This window comes from Streptomyces asiaticus, from assembly GCF_018138715.1.
GTDB classification, from domain to species: Bacteria; Actinomycetota; Actinomycetes; order Streptomycetales; family Streptomycetaceae; genus Streptomyces; species Streptomyces asiaticus.
Window position 1 is genome coordinate 4,395,656 of record NZ_JAGSHX010000006.1, and the last position, 19,851, is coordinate 4,415,506.

Here is a 19,851-nt window from a genome sequence, read left to right on the forward strand (position 1 = left end):
GGTGAAACGTCACTCTAAGACGGCCGCTCACGTTACGGCGCCCCGGCCCCCTCCTACGACGGCCCGGCCCCCTTATGACCCGGTGGCGGGTTGGCCCGGTGGCGGGTTGGCCCGGTGGCGGGTTACCCCATCAGCGAGCCCAAGGTCACCGCGCGGCGACCCCGCCCGCCAGCTCGGCCGCGACGACCTCCGCGATCTGCGCGGTGTTCAGCGCCGCGCCCTTGCGCAGGTTGTCGCCGCAGACGAACAGCTCCAGCGCCCTCGGGTCGTCCAGCGACCGCCGCACCCGGCCGACCCAGGTGGGGTCGGTGCCCACGGCGTCGGCGGGCGTCGGGAACTCGCCCTCCGCCGGGTTGTCGCACAGCACCACACCAGGGGCGCCCGCCAGGATCTCGTGCGCCGTCTCGACCGTCACCTCGTTCTCGAACCGCGCGTGCACGGCCAGCGAATGCGTGGTGATCACGGGCACCCGTACACAGGTCGCGGTGACCCTCAGCTCCGGCAGCCCCAGGATCTTGCGGGACTCGTTCCGCACCTTGAGCTCCTCGGAGGACCAGCCGTCCTCCTTGAGCGAACCGGCGAACGGCACCACATTGAGCGCCATCGGCGCCGGGAACGGCCCGGTGTCGCCCACCGCTCGCCGTACGTCCCCCGGGTGGGTGCCCAGCTCCGTACCGGCGACCAGCGCGATCTGCTCGCGCAGGGCGTCGATGCCTTCCTTGCCCGCGCCGGAGACCGCCTGGTACGAGGAGACGATCAGCTCGCTCAGCCCGAACTCGGCGTGCAGCGCGCCCATCGCGACGATCATCGACAGGGTGGTGCAGTTGGGGTTGGCGATGATGCCGCGCGGGCGGACCCGGGCCGCGTGCGCGTTCACCTCCGGCACCACCAGGGGGACATCGGGGTCCATCCGGAAGGCGCCGGAGTTGTCGACGGCCACCGCGCCCTTGCTCGCCGCGATGGGCGCCCACTGCGCCGAGACCTCGTCGGGGACGTCGAACATCGCGACGTCGACGCCCTCGAACGCCTCCTCGCTCAGCGCGACGACCTCGACCTGCTCACCCCGGACGGTCAGCTTCCGGCCGGCCGAGCGGGGCGAGGCGATCAGCCGGATCTCGCCCCAGATGTCGGCGCGCTCCGAGAGGATCGAGAGCATGACGGTGCCGACCGCGCCGGTGGCCCCGACGACCGCGAGGGTGGGCTTGTCGCCACCGCCGACACCGCCATGGCCGGTCATCGTCCGGTCCCTCCGTAGACCACCGCTTCGGCGGTGTCGCTGTCCAGGCCGAAGGCGCTGTGCACGGCCACGACCGCGTCCTTCACATCGTCGGCGCGGGTGACGACCGAGATGCGGATCTCGGAGGTCGAGATCAGCTCGATGTTGACCCCGGAGTTCGACAGCGCCTCGAAGAAGGTCGCGGTGACCCCCGGGTTGGTGCGCATACCGGCACCGATCAGGGAGATCTTGGCGATCTGGTCGTCGTAGCGCAGCGAGTCGAAGCCGATCAGCGACTTCGCCTTGGTCAGCGCCTCCATCGCCCGGTGGCCGTCCGTCTTCGGCAGGGTGAAGGAGATGTCGGTCAGCCCGGTCGACGCGGCGGAGACGTTCTGCACCACCATGTCGATGTTGATCTCGGCGTCGGAGATGGTGCGGAAGATGGCCGCGGCCTCACCCGGCTTGTCCGGCACCCCGACGACCGTGACCTTGGCCTCGGACGTGTCGTGCGCGACTCCGGAGATGATCGCCTGTTCCATGCCTTCTTCTCCTTCTCCCGCTTCCGGCCGGTTGCGCACCCAGGTGCCCTGGTGGCCGGAGAAAGACGACCGTACGTGAATGGGGATGTTGTACCGGCGCGCGTACTCCACACAGCGCAGGTGCAGCACCTTGGAGCCGCTCGCGGCGAGCTCCAGCATGTCCTCGTACGGAATCTCGTTGATCTTGCGAGCCTTCTTCACCACGCGCGGATCGGCGGTGAACACGCCGTCCACGTCGGTGTAGATCTCGCACACCTCGGCGTCCAGGGCCGCGGCCAGCGCGACCGCGGTGGTGTCGGAACCGCCCCGGCCGAGGGTGGTGATGTCCTTGCTCTCCTGGGACACGCCCTGGAAGCCCGCGACGATCGCGACCGCGCCGAGTTCCAGCGCGTCACGGATGCGGCCCGGCGTGACGTCGATGATCCGTGCTTTGTTGTGGACCGCGTCGGTGATGACTCCCGCCTGACTGCCGGTGAACGACAGCGCCTCGTGACCGAGGTTTTTGATCGCCATCGCCAGCAAGGCCATGGAGATCCGCTCTCCCGCGGTCAGCAGCATGTCGAACTCGCGCCCAGTAGGAATCGGGGATACCTGCTCGGCGAGATCGATCAGCTCGTCCGTCGTGTCGCCCATCGCGGAGACCACGACGACCACCTGGTGGCCGTTCTTCTTGGCTTCCACAATTCGCTTGGCGACCCGCTTGATGCCTTCGGCATCGGCAACGGAGGAGCCTCCGTACTTCTGCACGACAAGGCCCACGTGCGCTCCTCGCAGCTCTCAATAATGCGGTCGGCTCAGTTTAACGAGCGGCCGGAATATGCCCTCCCAATATCACATAGCGAGACGAATGCCTCGCAAAGTGATCAGGGGAGGACGAGGGGCATCACACGGCGCAACGTCCATGCGCTCGCGAGATCCCCGCATCCCTCCCACCCGCTCAGCGACGAACCCTGCCCGCTTACCGCGGAAGCACACGGGAACGTAACCCAGCTCACAGGATCGGACGGCCTTGCGGGCCGTCCGGCGGGCCGCGTCGCGGGGCGTCTCGTGCGCCCGCCCCGCGGCCGTCTCGAACGCTCCTCAGCGCCGTCCCGAGCGCCCCTCAGCGCGGTCCGGAGCACTCCTCAACGCCGTCCCGAGCGCCCCTCAGCGCGGTCCGGAGCGCCCCTCAACGCGGTCCTGAGTGCAGCCCGAGCGGTCCCGCGATCTCCGCCGCCATGACCCGGCCGGCCTCCTCCGCGAGCTCCTCGTCACCGCTCGCGTTGCTGTCCGTGTCCAGGCCGTCCAGCTCGTCCAGCGGGCTGTCCAGCCGTACGTGCGCGACCAGCGACTGCAACGCGCGCAGAGCCGCCGAGGCGGTCGTCCCCCAGTTGGAGAGGTACGAGAACTGCCACCACCACAGCGCCTCGCTGATCCGGCCCTCGCGGTAGTGCGCCATTCCGTGCCGCAGATCGGTGATGATCCCGGCCAGGTCGTCGGAGATCCGGCAGGCCACGGGCTGGCTGCGCGGCACGTACGGGTCGAAGACCTCCGAGTAGATGTCCACCGGCTCCAGCAGCTGGGCGAAGCGCTCACGCAGCTCGTCGACGTCCGGCTCCGGGCCGACGTCCGGTTCGTACCGCTCGTCCGGGACGAAGTCCTCGTGCGCGCCGAGCCGACCGCCCGCGAGGAGCAGCTGCGACAGCTCGAGCAGCAGGAACGGCACAGCGCTGTCCGGCTCGTCCCCCTTGGCGACTTCGGTGACCGCGACGATGAAGCTCTCGATCTGGTCGGAGATCTGGACCGCGAAGTCGTCCGGGTCCGGGTGGGCGTCGTGCAGCGTTGCGTCAGACATCGAGAAGTCTTCTCCCTTCGAAGGCACGACCCAGCGTGACCTCGTCGGCGTACTCCAGGTCTCCACCGACAGGGAGGCCGCTGGCCAGGCGGGTGACCTTCAAACCCATGGGCTTGATCATGCGCGCGAGGTACGTGGCAGTGGCTTCGCCCTCCAGATTCGGATCGGTGGCCAGGATGAGCTCAGTGACCGTACCGTCCGCGAGCCGCGCCAGCAGCTCCCTGATCCGCAGATCGTCCGGGCCCACGCCCTCGATGGGGCTGATCGCCCCGCCGAGCACGTGATAGCGGCCCCGGAACTCACGCGTCCGCTCGATCGCGACAACGTCCTTCGGCTCCTCGACCACGCAGATGATCGCGGGGTCGCGACGGGGGTCCTGGCAGACGCGGCACTGCTCGGCCTCGGCGACGTTCCCGCAGACCGCACAGAACCGCACCTTCTCCTTGACCTGCGTCAACGCTTGCGCGAGACGGCGGACGTCGGTGGGCTCGGCCTGCAGGATGTGGAAGGCGATCCGCTGCGCGCTCTTGGGACCGACGCCGGGCAGCCTGCCCAACTCGTCGATGAGGTCCTGGACCACGCCCTCGTACACGCCATCATCCAATCTCGCGCCGACGCGCGGTGGCCGTACTTCACATGAATATTCGGTTGCGCCGTGCCCTCACGGCCAGGGGGCGTCACGCTCCTGCGGCCGGCCGCCGCGACTCTTACGGCCGCCGCGACTCCTGCGGTCGGGCCCGGGGAGCCCGAGACCTCGGGGGACCCGAGACCCGGGGGAACCCGGAGGCCCCGGAGAACCCGAGACCCGGGGGAACCCAGATGCCCCGGAGAACCCGAAGACTCCGAAGAACCCGAAGGTCAGAACGGGAGCCCTGGCATACCGCCCAGCCCCTGGGCGAGCGGGCCGAGCTTCTGCTGCTGGAGCTCCTGCGCGGCGTGGTTGGCGTCCCGGACGGCCGCGACGACCAGATCCGCGAGGGTCTCCGTGTCCTCAGGATCCACGGCCTTGGGATCGATGACCAGGCCCTGCAACTCACCGGAACCGGTTACGGTCGCCTTCACCAGGCCACCGCCCGATGAACCCTCCACGTGGGTGCGGGCCAGCTCCTCCTGGGCCGCGGCGAGGTCCTGCTGCATCTTCTGAGCCTGTTGCAGCAACTGCTGCATGTTCGGCTGGCCACCACCGGGGATCACGGCTTCGCTCCTGGCGCTCGACAGTCGTTCTCTTCGATAGCCCGAGCCTACGTGCTCCCAGAGCGCCTTGCTCTACGCCGTACGGAGGAGACCCGGCGACGTGGAACGCGGGTGCGGGGCCCACGCCTCCTACTCGTTGACGATCTCCTCGATCACCGTGGCACCGAGCTCGCGGACGATCAGGTCGTGGCCGCTCAGCGCGGTGTCGTCCAGGTCCGGGTCGTCCTCGGCCGGCATGTCGTCCTCGATCGAGACCCGCGGCGGCGCGGGCTCCCGGTACGCCGCCGCGGGGGGCGGGCCCGCGTTCGCGGAGCCGGACGGTGCGGCGGACGCGGAGGGCGCGGCCGGGGGCGGGGAGGCGGGAGCAGCGGGCGGGGGCGCGGACTGGCGGGGCGGGGCGGACTGGCCACCGCCGGAACTGCCGCCGAAGCCGCCGGAACCGCCGCCGGAGCTGGGGCCGCTCCCGCCGCCGAAGCCGCCACCGGCGCCACCGGCGCCGACTCCGCCGTAGCCGCCGGAACCGCCCTGGCCACCGGGTCCACCGTGCCCACCGGCGCCACCGAAACCGCCCGGACCACCTGGGCCGCCGCCCTGCTGTCCGGCGCCGCCCGAGGGGTCGACGATCGCCTCGATCCGCCACTGCACCCCTATGGCGTCCTGGAGCGCCTGCCGCAGGACGTCCTCGCTGCCGCCGCCCACAAAGCTGTCGCGCGCGCCCGCGTTGGAGAAGCCGAGCTGGAGGGTGGTGCCGTCGAAGCCGGACACCGTCGCGTTCTGGCTCAGCAGAATCCAGGTGAAGCGGCGGCGGTTCTTGACCGCCTCCAGGATGTCCGGCCACATCTGCCGCACCTGGACGGCGCCCTGCGCCATGCTCGGCGCGCCCGGCGCAGGTGCGGAGGGCCCCGGTCCGGCGGCGGGGGCAGAAGGCGCGCTCGGGGTGGTCGGCGCGGAGGGCGCCGCGGGTGTCTGCGCGGAGGGACCGCCGCCCTGCCCCGGCGCGGTGCCGCCGCCCTGCCCCGGCGCGGTGGCCGTGGGCCAGCCGCCGGGCTGCCGGGCGGGCGCCCCGGCACCCTGGCCACCGCCATCAGCAGTACTGCCCGTACTGCCCGTACCGGAAGCCCCGGAGCCGGGTGCGGAGGCGGCAGGCCAGGCGCCGGGCCGCGATCCGCCGCCCTCGGCAGCCGGGGTCTGGGCACCGGTCTGGGCACCCGACGGCCATGCTCCGGGCCGCTGCCCGCCACCGTCCTCCGGGGGCGCGGCCGCAGCCGGGGCACCGCCCTGCTGTCCACTGTCCACGGCACCCCCTGGACCGCTGTCCGCGGCAGGGCGCGCCCCGGCAGGCCACCCACCAGGCGCCTCGCCACTCCCCGCGCTCTCCGGACCGTCCGGAGCCTGCCCCTGACCGGGCCCGCCCCCGGCCATGGCCGCACGCGCGGCGGCCGGACCGGACGGCCCACCGGCGGGGGGACCGACGGGAGCGTGGGCGTCGGGCCCAGGCACGTACCCCATGGCGGGCCCGGGCCCCCCAACGCCACCACCGCCGACACCACCAACGCCACCGGCACCGGCTCCACCGCCCAGGCCGCCCGCGAGGGCCCCGCGCTCCAGCCGCTCCAGCCGCGACTGGACGGACCGCTCATCGTCGAAGGCGGCGGGCAGCAACACCCGGGCGCAGATCAGCTCCAGCTGGAGCCGCGGCGAGGTGGCGCCGCGCATCTCCGTAAGACCCTCATTGACCAGGTCCGCCGCGCGGCTCAGCTCGGCGCCGCCGAAGACCGACGCCTGCGCCTGCATCCGCTCCACCACATCGGCCGGGGCGTCGATGAGCCCCTTCTCCGCCGCGTCCGGCACGGCGGCGAGGATCACCAGATCGCGCAGCCGCTCCAGCAGATCGGCGACGAAGCGCCGGGGGTCGTTGCCCCCCTCGATCACGCGGTTGACGACCTCGAAGGCCGCCGCCCCGTCGCTCGCCGCGAAGGCGTCCACGATCGAGTCCAGCAGCGAGCCGTCCGTATAACCGAGCAGCGAGGTCGCCATGGCGTACGTCACGCCGTCGTCGGCCGCGCCCGCGAGCAGCTGGTCCATCACCGACATCGAATCCCGCACGGACCCGGCCCCGGCCCGGACCACCAGCGGCAGCACCCCGTCCTCGACCGGAATCGCCTCGCGCCCGCAGACCTCCCCCAGATAGTCGCGGAGCGTCCCGGGCGGCACGAGCCGGAACGGATAGTGGTGCGTACGCGACCGGATCGTGCCGATGACCTTCTCCGGCTCGGTGGTCGCGAAGATGAACTTGAGGTGCTCCGGGGGCTCCTCGACCACCTTCAGCAGGGCGTTGAACCCCGCCGAGGTGACCATATGGGCCTCATCGATGATGTAGATCTTGTAGCGACTGGACGCGGGCCCGAAGAACGCCTTCTCCCTCAGCTCACGGGCGTCGTCCACACCACCGTGCGACGCGGCGTCGATCTCGATCACATCGATCGACCCCGGCCCGTTCCGCGCGAGGTCCTGGCACGACTGGCACTCGCCGCACGGCGCCGGGGTGGGACCCTTCTCACAGTTCAGACAGCGGGCCAGGATGCGCGCACTGGTCGTCTTGCCACACCCTCGGGGGCCGCTGAAGAGATACGCGTGGTTGACCCGGTTGTTGCGCAGCGCCTGCTGCAACGGGCCGGTGACATGCTCCTGCCCGATGACCTCCGCGAAGGTCTCGGGGCGGTAGCGGCGGTACAGCGCGAGGGACGACACGCTTACGACGATATCGGGGACCACGGACAACGGGCCCACACCCACATCCCCACACCCCCCGCGGCCCCCCGCACCCCCCCAAAGACGCAAGGGGCCCCTCACGCACCCGCCAGAGCTCACTTACCCTTGCTGCCTTCCGGCCCTGGGGGAGTTCGGTGAGATAGCGCCACGTGAGGGGCTGGCCCCCACCCTAGCGGATAGACCCGGGTGGGAACGAGTTCGCAAGCACTCCCGATCGTCTTGTAGAGTCTCCAGCGGAGGATTCGCCTAGAGGCCTAGGGCGCACGCTTGGAAAGCGTGTTGGGGGCAACCCCTCACGAGTTCGAATCTCGTATCCTCCGCAGCCGCCTGAACAGGCGAAACGAGGAGCTGGACCGCAACGAGCGGTCCAGCTCTTCGGCGTGCCTTGGTTGCAGTTTCGGTTGCATCTATATACGACATTTAAGATATTCCCTCAAGCAGGAAAGGCGCACGCTCACGTCCTATGGGGCGACCGGCGCAGACTGCGGGGAGCCACACCAGCTGACGGGATACGTCACGACGGTTACCGGCCGCCAGGACCCACACGATGAGTCGGCCGTCCTCAACGGCGTGGACGAAGAGGCAGTCGCCGCCCCGAGCCGCCAGCAGGCATTGCACCCCGCGGAGTTTCTGCACCGAACGCAGTCATGCTCCCGCATCCGTCGATGCCTGGTTCCCCCATCACGAGTGGGCCTGCGGCGACTCTGGCCTCGGCGGATCCACACGGATCTGTCCATGGTCCCGGGACGATGTCGCGGTCACAGCCCGATCATCCGGGCCTTGCTGCCGCACAGCCGGGTCATGTCATCGACATCCGACGTGAGGATGGCGACCGGGCCGGGCTGGCGCAAGGCCGCTTCCGCGACGGTGGCGTCGATCGCGTACTTGTATCCGTGCAGACCGGCGTCCTTGAGCAGTTGGGCCGCCGCCTTGGCCGCCGCCTCCGTGACCGGCTCCACCTTGACCCGGGAGAGCGCCCATTGCAGTCGGGCCAGGTTCACCCGGGCGTGGCTCACCTCCACGATGGTGTTGGCGCTGACGACAAGGTCCGCTCCCATGTCGTGGAACACCTGGAACATCGCCAGAACCTTCCGGTTCTGCGCCACCCAGGCCGACAGCCCCTCGCTGTCCAGGACGACGGTCTCGATGTGCCCGCTCACGCGGCGCTCGCGCCGCCGGCGGCCGACGTCGTGCCGAAGATCCGCGCCCGCGCTTCGGCCAGCTCTTCCTCGCTGAAGGCCCCGTGCTCGTCTGTGTGGCTGCGCAGGTCGGCTCCCAGGAGCTGGTGCCGGATCTGTCTGGCGACCGCCTCGGCCACGTAGCCGGAGATGTTGTCCATGATCTTCTTCAGCTCCGCCACCTGCTCGGTGGGGAGTGTCACCGTGATGCGTGTGGTGTCAGCCATAGCCGCAAGCATACTGCGGTATGCGCGCTACGTGCTGTCCGTTCCCCGCAGTCCCTCCGGTCAGCGGCAGTCGAACTGTCCGTTCGAGCAGGGGCTCAGCCGGGCAGTTGTACGACGCGCCAGTTCAGCGGGCCCAGTAGCGGTATGCCTCGATCCATTGCGAGCCCTCGGGGGCGGGTTCCGGCAACGGCAGGTCCAGAATTCCGATGTCCTGTCGGACCGACCCCCGGGCGCAGCGTGCGACCAGGCGCCCGTCCTCGGCCAGGTCGACACCGACCACGCTCACCTCGACGCCGAGAACAGTCGTGGTGAACGGCACGGCAAGACTCTCCTCGATCACCGTGAAGAAGCCGGTGAGCTGCTCGTCCTCGCCGTAGGCATCGACGGTGGCCTCTTCGATCAACGCCTCCAGCGCGGCTGGGTCCCAGGTGCTCATAGCCTCACCGTAGCGCTGCGCCCGTACGGTTGAGGACCGGTGTGTTCAGCAGCGGCGTATCCGTCGTGGCACCGTCACCGGCAGTCAAGCCAAGGCCCCCGGTTGCCAGGGTGTGACATCGCCTGGTGGGGTTCGGTAGTGAGCGGCCCGGGGAGGGTCCGGCAAGCGACAGGGCGGAAGAGAGTGGCACGAGTCGTCGTACGAGAGCCGAGTACGGGCGCGAGGGGCGCACCGCCGCTGGCCCGGCAGGAAACGTCCGCCTTCGTGAGGGAGCTGCTCGGCGCCGGCTGGGCGGCGGTGTTCCTGCCCGGTGAGCCCGCCCGCCTTGGGCGGCTGCTGCTGTGGAAGCCGACCGGGGCAGCAGCCGGAGACAGTATGGCGCCCACCGGCTTCGAGACCGAGGCGGTGAAGCTGGTCCTGCCGCACGGCCGCTCGGTCAGGCGGCGCCGGGTCGAGGGTTACGCGCTGCCTGTCGCCGTCGCTGTCTCCGTCCTGGCCGATGCGGAGCCGACGCATCCCTCCGGCGCCGCCTGGCAGGCCGCCACTCGCTTCGCGCTGCGGCTGCTCGCCGACGGCCGCCTCCACCCGGCCCTCACCCCCGCCGGTTACGACACCTGGCAGGTGGGTCCTTTCACCGCCGCCCAGCGCCAGACGCTGGACGCCCTGGCCGCCGCCTTCCCGCCCCACGCCCACTGCCTGCCCGAGCCAGGCCCTGCGCCGGTACGGATCGCCGAACCGGCTGCGCTGGTACGCCAGTTCTGCGACGCGGTCGCCGATGATCTGGTCCGTACCCCGGCCGCGCCGCTCGCCATGGGAGCGCTGCCGTACGCCTGGCGCGAGGCCCGTGCCGTGCCCACCTTGCGTGAATGGGCCGAGGAAACCCAGGCGGCGCTCACCGCCGAGGTCAGTGTCTCCCTGCGCGTCGACGTACCCGAAGGACGCCGACGGCAGTTCCGGGCGGTCCTGCAACTGCACACCGCGGCGGACCCGGCGCTCGTCATCGAGGCCGCACGGCTGTGGAGCGAGCCGACCGAAGTGGAGCGGCTGCTCGGCCCGCGCGCCGAGACCGAGACCCTGCTCGCCCTGCGCCGCGGCGCCCGCGCCTGGCCCCCGCTGCGGAGGCTGCTCGACGATGCCGCTCCCGATCAGCTCCGGTTGACCGACGACGAAGCCTTCGATCTCCTCGGGGACGCCACAGACGCGCTGCGCACGGCCGGTGTCGACGTGCACTGGCCGCGCGACCTGGTCAAGGCACTCACCGCGACCGCGGAGATCGGGCAGCGCACCGCCCCCGGTTCCACCGCGGGCGGCCTGCTGGACACCGAGGCCCTCCTCGACTTCCGCTGGCAGGTCTCCCTCGGCGGCGAGCCGCTCACCGAGGCCGAGATGGATGCTCTCGCGGAGTCACGCCGTCCCCTCGTCCGGCTTCGCGACCAGTGGATGGTCGCCGACCCGAAGCTGGTGGCCCGCGCCAAGCGCCGCCGGATGGAACCGCTCACCCCCATGGAGGCGTTGAGCGCCGCGCTGACCGGCGAGGTCGAGCGGGACGGCGACCGGGTCCCCTGCGCGGCGGTCGGTGCGCTCGGCGACCTGGTCGCTCGTATCCGCGCCCCCGAGTCCCGCACCCCCGTGCCCCAACCCGCCGCCCTCAAGGCCACGTTGCGCGAGTACCAGAAACGGGGCCTGGCCTGGCTGGCCGAGATGTGCGCACTCGGCCTCGGCGGCTGTCTCGCCGACGACATGGGTCTGGGCAAGACCGTCACCTTGCTCGCTCTGCATCTGCACCGCCAGAGCGATCCCACCACCGCGGGCCCCACCCTTGTCGTCTGCCCGGCCTCCCTGCTCGGCAACTGGCAGCGCGAGGCCGCCAGATTCGCACCGCTCACCCCCGTACGCCGATACCACGGCGGCGACCGCCACCTGGGGGACCTGGCCGGCGACGAGATCGTCCTGGTCACCTACGGGGTGCTGCGCCGCGACCGCGAAGTGCTCGCCGAGACAGCCTGGTCGCTGGTGGCCGCCGACGAGGCCCAGCACGTCAAGAACCCCTACGCCGTCACCGCCCGCGAACTGCGTGCCCTGCCCGCCCGCGCCCGTGTCGCTCTCACCGGCACCCCCGTGGAGAACAACCTCTCCGAGCTGTGGGCACTGCTCGACTGGACCACTCCCGGGCTGCTCGGCACACTCACCGCCTTCCGTGACCGGCATGCCCGTGCCATCGAGGCGGGCGAGGATCCCGAGGCAGCCGAGCGCCTGTCCCGTCTCGTACGTCCCTTCTTGTTGCGCCGCAAGAAGTCCGACCCCGGCATCGCGCCCGAACTGCCGCCCAAGACCGAGACCGACCACGTCGTTCCGCTGACGGCCGAGCAGACCAGCCTGTACGAGGCACAGGTCCGCGAGACCATGGCGAAGATCGCGGAGTCGGAGGGCATCGCCCGACGCGGTCTGGTACTCAAGCTGCTCACCGCGCTGAAGCAGATCTGCAACCATCCCGCCCAGTATTTGAAAGAGCACGGCCTGCGCCAGTCCACTCCCCTGCGGGGCCGCTCCGGCAAGCTCGACCTGCTCGACGAACTTCTCGACACCATCACAGCCGAAGGTGAATCCGTGCTGGTCTTCACGCAGTACAAACAGATGGCGGCCCTGCTGGAGAAGCATCTCGCCGAGCGCGGCGTCCCCGCGCTCTTCCTGCACGGTGCTACCCCTGTCGCGCGGCGCGAGGAGATGGTGGACCGCTTCCAGCGCGGTGGAGTGCCGGTGTTCCTGCTGTCGTTGAAGGCGGCGGGCACCGGACTCAACCTCACCCGCGCCAGCCACGTCGTGCACTACGACCGCTGGTGGAACCCGGCCGTCGAGGAGCAGGCCACCGACCGCGCCTACCGCATCGGCCAGGACAAACCCGTCCAGGTGCACAAGCTCCTCGCGGAGGGAACCGTGGAGGACAAGGTAGCGAAGCTGCTCGAGGCCAAGCGCGCCCTCGCCGACGCCGTCGTCGGCTCCGGCGAGGCAGCCCTGACCGAACTGTCCGACGCCGACCTCGCCGAACTCGTCGCCCTGGGAAGGCAGTCATGAGCCCCGCTGTCCCCGGACCGCGCCATGCGCCCGCCCGCGGCAAGCGAGCCTTCGCAGCGACCTGGTGGGGCCAGGCATGGGTGGCCGCCCTGGAGGACTCCACCCTGGACGCCGGACGGCTCTCGCGCGGACGCACCTACGCCCGCAAAGGCATGGTCGGCCCGGTCACCGTCGCTCCGGGCAAGGTCAATGCCGCTGTCCAGGGCAGCCGCCCGCGCCCGTACCGCTCCTCAGTCCACCTGCCCGTCCTCACCAACCCGCAGTGGGACACCCTGCTCGACACGATCGCGGCCCGCGCCGGACATCTCGCAGCACTTCTCGACGACGAGATGCCCGCCGAACTCGTGGACGACGCCCGGCACGCAGGCGTCCCACTGCTCCCACTGCCCACCGAGCTCGATCCGGAGTGCTCCTGCCCCGACTGGGGATACCCCTGCAAGCACGCCGCCGCCCTCTGCTACGCCATCGCCGCCACCATCGACACCGACCCATTCGTGCTCTTCGCGCTGCGCGGCCGCGGTCGCGAGGAGGTCTTCGCCCAGCTGCGCGCACTCCGTACGGCAGCACAGGACACCTCCGCCCCACCGGCACCGGCCGGCATCCCGGCCGCCGCCGCGTACGCCCACTGGGCCGAAGAGCCCCCCGAACTGCCCGAACTCCCGGAACCCGCCGCCCACACCACAGCACTGCCCGTCGCCCCGCCGCCCGGCAGCGGCCTGGCCGCCGCGGACCTGGAACGCCTCATGGCCGACGCCACCGCGCGCGCCGCCCGGCTCCTCACGGGCGACACCGCCGACCTGCACCTGACCCAGCACCAGGACGCCGTCCGCATCGCCGCAAGCAACCCCGGACCCGAGTGGTTCCACCACCTGATCCAGAACACCGGCACCAACCCCACTGCCTTCGCACGCCTCACCCGCGCCTGGCGCCACGGCGGCCCCACGGGCATCACCGTCGCCGAACAGCCCTACACCCCCGACCCGACGGTGATGAAGGCCGCCCGCACCGCCCTGGGCACGGCCCTCTCCGAGATGACCGACTCCGCCACACACCTCAGAGCCTGGCGCAACCGCCTCACCCTCACCGACCACGGCATCCAGCTGCGTCTGGGCCCCGACGCCCGCTGGTACCCCTACCTCCAGGACGACGACGGCGAATGGTGGCCCGCGGCACCAGCCGACAGTGACCCAGTCACCGCGCTCACCGCGGCCTGGTCGCAGAACGGGGAGTAACGAGGCGATTCCCCGCTGCCCAGGAATCACGAGCAGAGGCTGGACACACTCACGCTGCTCCACTTCCGTGGTTGCAGTTCTGGTTGCATTCACCGGCGTACAGCACCGTTCAGAACCCCTGCCCGGACCAGCTGCACCGCAGGTCAGGACATTGCCGTACGCCCCAGAACCCCCGGACGAACATTTGGAAAGCGTGTTGGGGGCAACCCCTCACGAGTTCGAATCTCGTATCCTCCGCACCCGCCCGCGAGGGCAGCCGAAGGGCCCGGACCGATCACGGTCCGGGCCCTTCGTGATCTTCCGACTCGGCCCACGTCTCAGTCCCTAACTCAGCAGTTCCAGCGCTTGCTCCCACCGGAAGGTGTCGCGACCGCCGCCGGCCTTCGGCTGGTGCGGCTCGTAGTCGGCGATCAGCACGCCCATGCCCCGTAGCCGCTCCAGACTCTGCTGGTAGGCGGGGTGGGCGGCCTGGGCGGCGTTCAGATAGGGCAGGGCAACAGTTGGGACCCCCAGCCCGTACGCCTCACACAGGATGCCCACCGCCAGAGTGTCCGAGATCCCGGCGGCCCACTTGTTGATCGTGTTGAAGGTCGCCGGGGCGACAGCGATGGCATCGGGAGGCGGGAGGGGGCGCGGGGCGCCGGGCGAGCGCCAGGCGGAGCGTATGGGGTAGCCGGTCTGGGCCTCGACGGCCTGGGCGTCGATGAAGCCAAGGCCCTGCGGGGTGGCGATGACGCCGACGTCCCAGTCCCGCTCCTGCGCCGCGGTGATCAGCTTCCCGACGTCATCGGCGATCCCGGCCGCACAGACGACGACGTACAGGAACGGCTTGCTGCGCTCGCTCATGCGGGCACTCCCAGTTGTCGGCGGAAGTGATGCAGCTCAGGCACAGCCCTGCGGCGCTCACGGGCAGCCATGTCCGCCACCAGCTCACGTACGGCCGGCCTCCGGATGTCCTGGGCCGCGCAGCCCTCGGCGACACGCAGGGCCCGGTAGCCGTCGGCGAGCCTGCCTTGCTGACTGTACGCACGGGCGGCATCGACCCACAGGGCCGCACGCCGCTCGGGGACGGGGATCGGCCGACGCATCAGCGGAACGTCCTTTGGCGCGATTTGGCCCGATGACTTTATCGAGCAGTAGTGTGGGTTCTGGCACAGATCTTGGGGAGCGGTCGCGCAGGGTTACTGAAGCAGGATCATCTTGCGGAGTAGTTCGAATCCGGCTCGTCCGTAGAGCTGCCTTTTGATCTTTTTGATGCGGTTCACGGCGCCTTCGGTGCCGCCGGAGCTCCAGTGCAGAGTGAGGCCAGCGGTCACGGCGTCGAGGTCGCGGAGCATATGAAGTGCGAAGTTGGTGAGGCCGGGCAGCTGGCTGGCGTCGACGGCGTTGATCCAGGCGGGGAGCGTGGGGCCGAGGCGGTTGGTGAGGATCTCGCCGAAGTCGCGGACGTGTCCGGCCGCGGTGTCCAGTTCGGGGCAGCGGGCAAGGACGTCCTTCAGCGCGGCGCGCTCTTCTTCGCTCAAGGCCGTGGGGTGGCGGGTGAGCCAGCCAGTGACCTGCCGCACCGTCGGCGGCGGAGGCGGCGCCTGTGGCGGGGCGGCGCGAAGGGTGGCGATGTAAGCACGGACCATCTGGTAGGTGACGGGGGCGTTCTCGGTGAGGAGTTCGCGGTGCAGACGGGTGACGCTCGTGCATCCCGCGGCGAACCGCCGTTCCAGGTAGGGCTTGTAGGGGTCCAACCGGCTGGGCCGGGGCCGGTTTTCGCGGAGGGTGTCCTGCCAGTGTGCGGCCCGCGCGTATCGAAGCACGGTGTTGAGGCCCCAGCCCAGGTGGCGGGCGATTGCCCGGCGCGAGTGGCCCTGGGCGAGCAGTTCATGGACCAAGGCGTGCGCGGCCTTCTTGCGCTGGGCCCGTCGACCTTCAAAGGACGGGACAACGGGCTCCGAGTCGTCCAGTGGCATGTCAGCGTTCGTCGGGCTGATCGGTGCCGGAGTGCGCAGGCACTCGCGGTGGGCGGCGACGCAGGTCTCCACGGCCCGGCCGATGCCTTGCCACAGGTGGAACCGGTCGGCGACCTGGAGCGCGTTGGGGGCGCCCAGCCGGGCTCCTTCGGCGTAGGCGCCCGCACGGTCCCGGCAGATGATCTCCACGCCCGGATGGGCGGTCAGCCAACCAGCCAGTGGACCCGCCTCGCGGGTCGGGAGCACGTCGATCATGCGATGGGTTTCTCCGCAGGTCAGGACGGTGGAGTAGGTCTGGCCCCGGCGGATGGCGAAGTCGTCCACGCCCAGCACGCGCGGAGTGCCGGCCTGCGGGTCGGGCAGCGCGATGATCCTGCGTAACAAGGTCATCCTGCCTGCGCAAAGGCCGAGTTGACCAGCCAGCCGGGCGCCGGCCCGACCGGCGAGTGCGAGCCCGACGCGCTCCAGGACGCGGTTGAGCCGTGTGGTGAAACGCGAGTACGGAGTCGTCAACTGCGCGAACTGCTCGGCGAACGTACGACGCGGGCAGTTGTCCGCGCCGCAGATGAATCGCCGGACCGTCAGATGGATCACGACGCTCTGCCCACCGAGCGGCAGATCCTTCAGTTTGCGCAGGTAGGAGTCATGCACCCGGTCCGAGGAGCGGCCGCAGTCGGGACATGCGGCATTGGCCGCCCGGCCTCTGGCCCTCATGTCGATCGTGCCGAAGGCGGCTGTCGCCGCCTCGAGGTCCACGTCGTCGATCCCGTCGAACACGAGAGAGTCCCAGAACGATGCGTCGGCCTGCATGACCAGCACCGTCACCGGTTATGGCCGACCGTGACCGAGTTGGCCGCATGCCTGACGGCGCGTCACCCTCGCCTGGTAGGCGGCATGGCGTACGCGGTCTCACGCCAACCCGAACCCTCGCAATCGAACACCGCGGTGACGCTCCGCGACCGCTCCCCAAGATCTGTGCCAGAACCTCTCGGAGATCAACGAAGCCAGCCCGACGATGCTTGCCCCGCCACGTGTGGTCGAGTTGGGCGTCGAGACGTTCCGTACCGTCCGAACACTGCGCGACCTACTGGCGGACGGTGCGCACATCACAGACGGGGCGTTCCAGACCGCACAGCACACGTACTACAGAGGCGTCCGGCTTCAGCGGCCGCCATGCATGAAGAACTCGGCATCCCCGAGCTTCCGTTCGTCCCCCTCTGCCGCACGGCCTCGTAAAACCGCTTGGTCGGCCGCCCTTCGTGGGCGGTACGTTGGCCGGCATGACCAGCTGTCGAAAGGGGCATGCCGCGTAGGCGCCCATCAGCCCTGCGGGGCGACATTCCGGTCCGTCTCCTGAGGCGGCGGCGGTATCCGCCGATCGACCGTCTCTCGGGGGCCTGCGCCGCCGATCTGCGTCGGCTCGAGCGCACCCGCTTCTGGCCCGAGGCGGTCGAGGAAGCCTTCTGGCACTGGAGGGCCCTGGCCCACGGTCCGCTCAGAGGTGTGACCGACGCTTTCTGGGGGCCTCGGTGCGGAATTTATGAGTGTGGCTGCGATCCCGGATCTTTTCGCGACATCCTCGAGACCGCGCTCCACGCCCTGCCCAAGAAGAGCGCGCGCGAGCTGCGGGCTCTCATCTGGGCCCTCGACGCCAAGATCACGGCGAGGGCCAGGACCGTTCGCGTGGACGCTCCGGACAGTCGGTGGTGGCGGGGGATGTCCGAGGTGAGGTAGGTGCCGGGGCACCCGGTCAGGCGGTGCGGCGGGCGCGGGTCAGGTAGAGGGCCGTGGCGGAGGCGATGGCGGTGAGGCCGGTGACGCTGCTGATCAGGATCTGCTCGATGCCGTCGAAGGCGAAGCTGGAGGCGACGTTCACGATGGCGGCGAGGGCCAGGACCAGCCAGAGCAGGGACTTCATGAGGGGGTCCTTTCGGAGGGGCCCTTGGCGGGCCGGTGGGTGGTCGGGGGTTCGGGGGTTCGGTCGTTCGTTTGCTGAGGTCTACGATTCCGGGTTCGCCTCGCCCGCTCGATGGGCCGCGCCCCCGGATCCGTGGTGGAGCGGGCTACACCCCCACCGATTCACCTGTCGGTCGGCCCACTCCGCTCCCGCGGGCCCGGCCGGTCGCTTAGCCTGACGGCCATGCGGGAGACGGTGCGGCGGGCGGGGTGGGCCTCGGTCGAGTTGCTGCGAGCGGCCGGGCTGGCGCTGGCCTCGTACTTGTCCATCGGGGTGGTGATCTTCGCCGCCGTGGCCATGGCCACCGTCGTGGGGGCCGGGGTGCTGCCCGAGTCGGTGTTGCTCCTGCGCAGGACGGCCGGGTACAAGCGGCGGCTGGTGGGTGCCTGGACGGGCGAGCCGGTGCCCGAGGCGTACCGGCCGCTGACCGGGGAGGCGTTCGCGCGGGCGCGGGCGGCGGTCGGGGATCCGGCCACGTACCGCGATCTGCGCTGGCTGGTGGCCCACGCGGCTTACGGCTGGCTGCTGGTCTGCTGTGCGATGCCGGTGTGGGTGTACGGGCTGCTCGTGGACGGGGTGTGGTGCGGGCTGCTGAAGCAACGGGCCGTGGTGCTGCCGCTGATCGAGCGGCTGGTGGACCTCGACGCGGCGTGGTCGCGGGCGCTGCTCCTGCCGTCGCCGGAGGCGCTGCGCAGCGCCCGGCTCGCCGAGCGGGTGGAGGAGCTGTCCGAGACCCGGGCGGGCGCCGTCGCCGCGCACGGGGCGGAACTGCGGCGCATCGAGCGCGATCTGCACGACGGTGCGCAGGCGCGCCTGGTGGCGCTCTCGATGCGGGTGGGGCTGGCCCGGCGCGCGTACGAGAAGGACCCCGACGCGGCGCACAAGCTGCTGGCGGACGCCCAGGACCAGGCGGAGGAGGCGCTCACCGAGCTGCGCCATGTCGTGCGCGGCATCCATCCGCCGATCCTCACCGACCGAGGGCTCGTCGGCGCCGTACGGGCGCTCGCGGCGGGCAGCGGGCTCGAGGTGTCCGTACGGGACGACGGGGTGGAGGACGGGCCCCGGGCCCCGGCGGCGGTCGAGGCGGCCGCGTACTTCGTGATCGCGGAGGCGCTGACCAACGCGGCCAAGCACAGCGGGGCGCGACAGGCGTCGGTCGGCCTCGTCCGGATGCCCGATAGGTTGAGGGTCGCGGTACGGGACGAGGGGCGGGGCGGGGCCGATCCCTCGGGCGGCAGCGGGCTGCTCGGCATGCGGCGCCGGGTCGCGGCGCTCGACGGGACCGTGGAGATGACCAGCCCCGTCGGGGGGCCGACGCTGATCGAAGTGGAGCTGCCGTGCGTGTGGTGATCGCCGAGGACAACGCTCTGCTGCGGGAGGGCATGGTCCTGCTGCTGAACTCCGCCGGGCACGAGGTGGCGGCCGTCGCCTCCAGCGGCCCCGAGGTACTGCCCGCCCTCCTCGAACACCGCCCGGACGCGGCCGTGCTCGACGTCCGCATGCCGCCGGGATTCCGCGACGAGGGGCTGCGCGCGGCGCTCGCGGCGCGGCGGGAGATGCCCGGTCTGCCGGTGCTGGTGCTCTCGCAGTACGTCGAGGAGACCTACGCGGCCGAGCTGCTGGCCGACGGGGCGAGCGGGCTCGGCTATCTGCTGAAGGACCGGGTGGGGCGGGTCGAGGAGTTCCTGGACGCGCTGGAACGGGTGGTCGCGGGCGGTACGGCGCTGGACCCGGAGGTCGTCAAGGAGCTGATGACCCGGCGCCGGAACGATCCGGTGGACTCCTTGACGCCGCGCGAACGCGAGGTGCTGCACCTGATGGCGGAGGGCCGGGACAACGCGACGATCGCCGGCACGCTGGTGGTCTCGGAACGCGCGGTCAGCAAGCACATCGGCAATGTCTTCGCCAAGCTCGGCCTGCCGCCGAGCGACAGCGGGCACCGGCGGGTGCTGGCCGTCCTCGCGTATCTCAACAAGGGGGCGACGAGCGCGGGGGAGTCGGCGGACAGGCGGTGAGGCCGAGGCCGGTGCGGGTCTTGGCCCCGGCGAGGATCGCGGCCCCGGCCCCAGCGGGAGTCTCGGCCCCAGCGGAGGTCTCGGCCCCAGCGGAGGTCTCGGCGCCAGCGGCGTTCGCGGCGCCAGCGGCGTTCGCGGCCCCGGCCGGGATCGCGGCCGGGGCGGCGATCCCGGCCGTGTGAGCCGTGGCTTTCCCCGCCCCGCCCCTTCCCGAAAGA

16 protein-coding genes, 1 tRNA gene, 1 other RNA gene and 1 pseudogene are annotated in these 19,851 nt (G+C 71.0%); 5 read left to right on the forward strand and 14 right to left on the reverse strand.

The window, feature by feature from the left end; translation table 11 throughout:
- Window positions 1-145: 145 nt before the first annotated feature.
- The 7 genes from KHP12_RS25895 to ffs all read right to left on the reverse strand — a co-directional run bounded on the left by KHP12_RS25895 (window position 146) and on the right by ffs (window position 7,717).
- Window positions 146-1,237: an aspartate-semialdehyde dehydrogenase gene (locus KHP12_RS25895; protein WP_086885949.1), complete on the reverse strand. Its 1,092-nt coding sequence runs from the start codon at window positions 1,235-1,237 to the stop codon at window positions 146-148.
- Window positions 1,234-2,514, reverse strand: a complete 1,281-nt coding sequence (locus KHP12_RS25900) for an aspartate kinase (RefSeq protein WP_086885948.1) — start codon at window positions 2,512-2,514, stop codon at window positions 1,234-1,236. The genes KHP12_RS25895 and KHP12_RS25900 overlap by 4 nt, the downstream gene beginning before the upstream one ends.
- Window positions 2,515-2,923: 409 nt before the next feature.
- Window positions 2,924-3,589, reverse strand: a complete 666-nt coding sequence (locus KHP12_RS25905; protein WP_086885947.1) for a DUF5063 domain-containing protein — start codon at window positions 3,587-3,589, stop codon at window positions 2,924-2,926.
- Window positions 3,582-4,181 carry a recombination mediator RecR gene (gene recR, locus KHP12_RS25910; protein ID WP_020870189.1) on the reverse strand — a complete coding sequence of 200 codons (600 nt, stop codon included), beginning with the start codon at window positions 4,179-4,181 and terminating at the stop codon, window positions 3,582-3,584. Before recR ends, KHP12_RS25905 begins: the two co-directional genes overlap by 8 nt.
- A 266-nt stretch (window positions 4,182-4,447) precedes the next feature.
- Complete coding sequence (locus KHP12_RS25915) at window positions 4,448-4,783, reverse strand: YbaB/EbfC family nucleoid-associated protein (RefSeq protein ID WP_020870188.1); 336 nt, start codon at window positions 4,781-4,783, stop codon at window positions 4,448-4,450.
- Window positions 4,784-4,912: 129 nt separating this feature from the next.
- Window positions 4,913-7,534, reverse strand: coding sequence for a DNA polymerase III subunit gamma and tau (locus KHP12_RS25920; protein ID WP_210609492.1), 2,622 nt, complete (start codon window positions 7,532-7,534; stop codon window positions 4,913-4,915).
- 86 nt (window positions 7,535-7,620) lie between these two features.
- Window positions 7,621-7,717: signal recognition particle sRNA small type (gene ffs, locus KHP12_RS25925), an RNA gene on the reverse strand.
- A 73-nt stretch (window positions 7,718-7,790) separates the two neighbouring features.
- On the opposite strand from ffs, the gene KHP12_RS25930 reads away from it, so the two are divergent.
- A tRNA-Ser gene (locus tag KHP12_RS25930) sits at window positions 7,791-7,875 on the forward strand.
- A 438-nt stretch (window positions 7,876-8,313) separates the two neighbouring features.
- Here the strand turns inward: KHP12_RS25930 and KHP12_RS25935 are convergent.
- The 3 genes from KHP12_RS25935 to KHP12_RS25945 form a co-directional block, all read right to left on the reverse strand.
- Window positions 8,314-8,715 (reverse strand): DNA-binding protein, encoded by a 402-nt coding sequence (locus tag KHP12_RS25935; protein ID WP_086881832.1) that lies wholly within the window; start codon window positions 8,713-8,715, stop codon window positions 8,314-8,316.
- Entirely contained in the window at window positions 8,712-8,960 is a 249-nt protein-coding gene (locus tag KHP12_RS25940) for a hypothetical protein (protein ID WP_086881833.1), read from the reverse strand. Before KHP12_RS25940 ends, KHP12_RS25935 begins: the two co-directional genes overlap by 4 nt.
- Before the next feature lie 124 nt (window positions 8,961-9,084).
- Entirely contained in the window at window positions 9,085-9,396 is a 312-nt protein-coding gene (locus tag KHP12_RS25945; RefSeq protein WP_086881834.1) for a calcium-binding protein, read from the reverse strand.
- A gap of 264 nt (window positions 9,397-9,660) precedes the next feature.
- Between KHP12_RS25945 and KHP12_RS25950 the strand changes: the two genes are divergently transcribed.
- Window positions 9,661-12,468: an SCO1167/SCO6262 family helicase gene (locus tag KHP12_RS25950; protein WP_211833833.1), complete on the forward strand. Its 2,808-nt coding sequence runs from the start codon at window positions 9,661-9,663 to the stop codon at window positions 12,466-12,468.
- Window positions 12,465-13,700 carry an SWIM zinc finger family protein gene (locus KHP12_RS25955; protein WP_244202791.1) on the forward strand — a complete coding sequence of 412 codons (1,236 nt, stop codon included), beginning with the start codon at window positions 12,465-12,467 and terminating at the stop codon, window positions 13,698-13,700. Before KHP12_RS25950 ends, KHP12_RS25955 begins: the two co-directional genes overlap by 4 nt.
- Window positions 13,701-14,024: 324 nt before the next feature.
- Here the strand turns inward: KHP12_RS25955 and KHP12_RS25960 are convergent, their stop codons facing one another.
- From KHP12_RS25960 to KHP12_RS25975, 4 genes and pseudogenes are all read right to left on the reverse strand, one after another.
- Window positions 14,025-14,546, reverse strand: coding sequence for a flavoprotein (locus KHP12_RS25960; RefSeq protein ID WP_086881837.1), 522 nt, complete (start codon window positions 14,544-14,546; stop codon window positions 14,025-14,027).
- Window positions 14,543-14,794, reverse strand: a pseudogene (locus KHP12_RS25965) (helix-turn-helix domain-containing protein); the annotation flags it as partial. The gene KHP12_RS25960 and the pseudogene KHP12_RS25965, both read right to left, overlap by 4 nt.
- An 87-nt stretch (window positions 14,795-14,881) precedes the next feature.
- Window positions 14,882-16,471, reverse strand: a complete 1,590-nt coding sequence (locus KHP12_RS25970) for an ISL3 family transposase (RefSeq protein ID WP_244202792.1) — start codon at window positions 16,469-16,471, stop codon at window positions 14,882-14,884.
- Window positions 16,472-17,411: 940 nt separating this feature from the next.
- A complete protein-coding gene (locus KHP12_RS25975; protein WP_167442834.1) occupies window positions 17,412-17,579 on the reverse strand; it encodes a hypothetical protein in 168 nt (55 codons plus the stop codon).
- Window positions 17,580-17,801: 222 nt separating this feature from the next.
- On the opposite strand from KHP12_RS25975, the gene KHP12_RS25980 reads away from it, so the two are divergent.
- Both KHP12_RS25980 and KHP12_RS25985 read left to right on the forward strand, forming a co-directional pair.
- Window positions 17,802-18,968 carry a sensor histidine kinase gene (locus tag KHP12_RS25980; protein WP_210609495.1) on the forward strand — a complete coding sequence of 389 codons (1,167 nt, stop codon included), beginning with the start codon at window positions 17,802-17,804 and terminating at the stop codon, window positions 18,966-18,968.
- A complete protein-coding gene (locus tag KHP12_RS25985) occupies window positions 18,956-19,633 on the forward strand; it encodes a response regulator transcription factor (protein WP_086886320.1) in 678 nt (225 codons plus the stop codon). Before KHP12_RS25980 ends, KHP12_RS25985 begins: the two co-directional genes overlap by 13 nt.
- The last annotated feature ends 218 nt before the right edge of the window (window positions 19,634-19,851 follow it).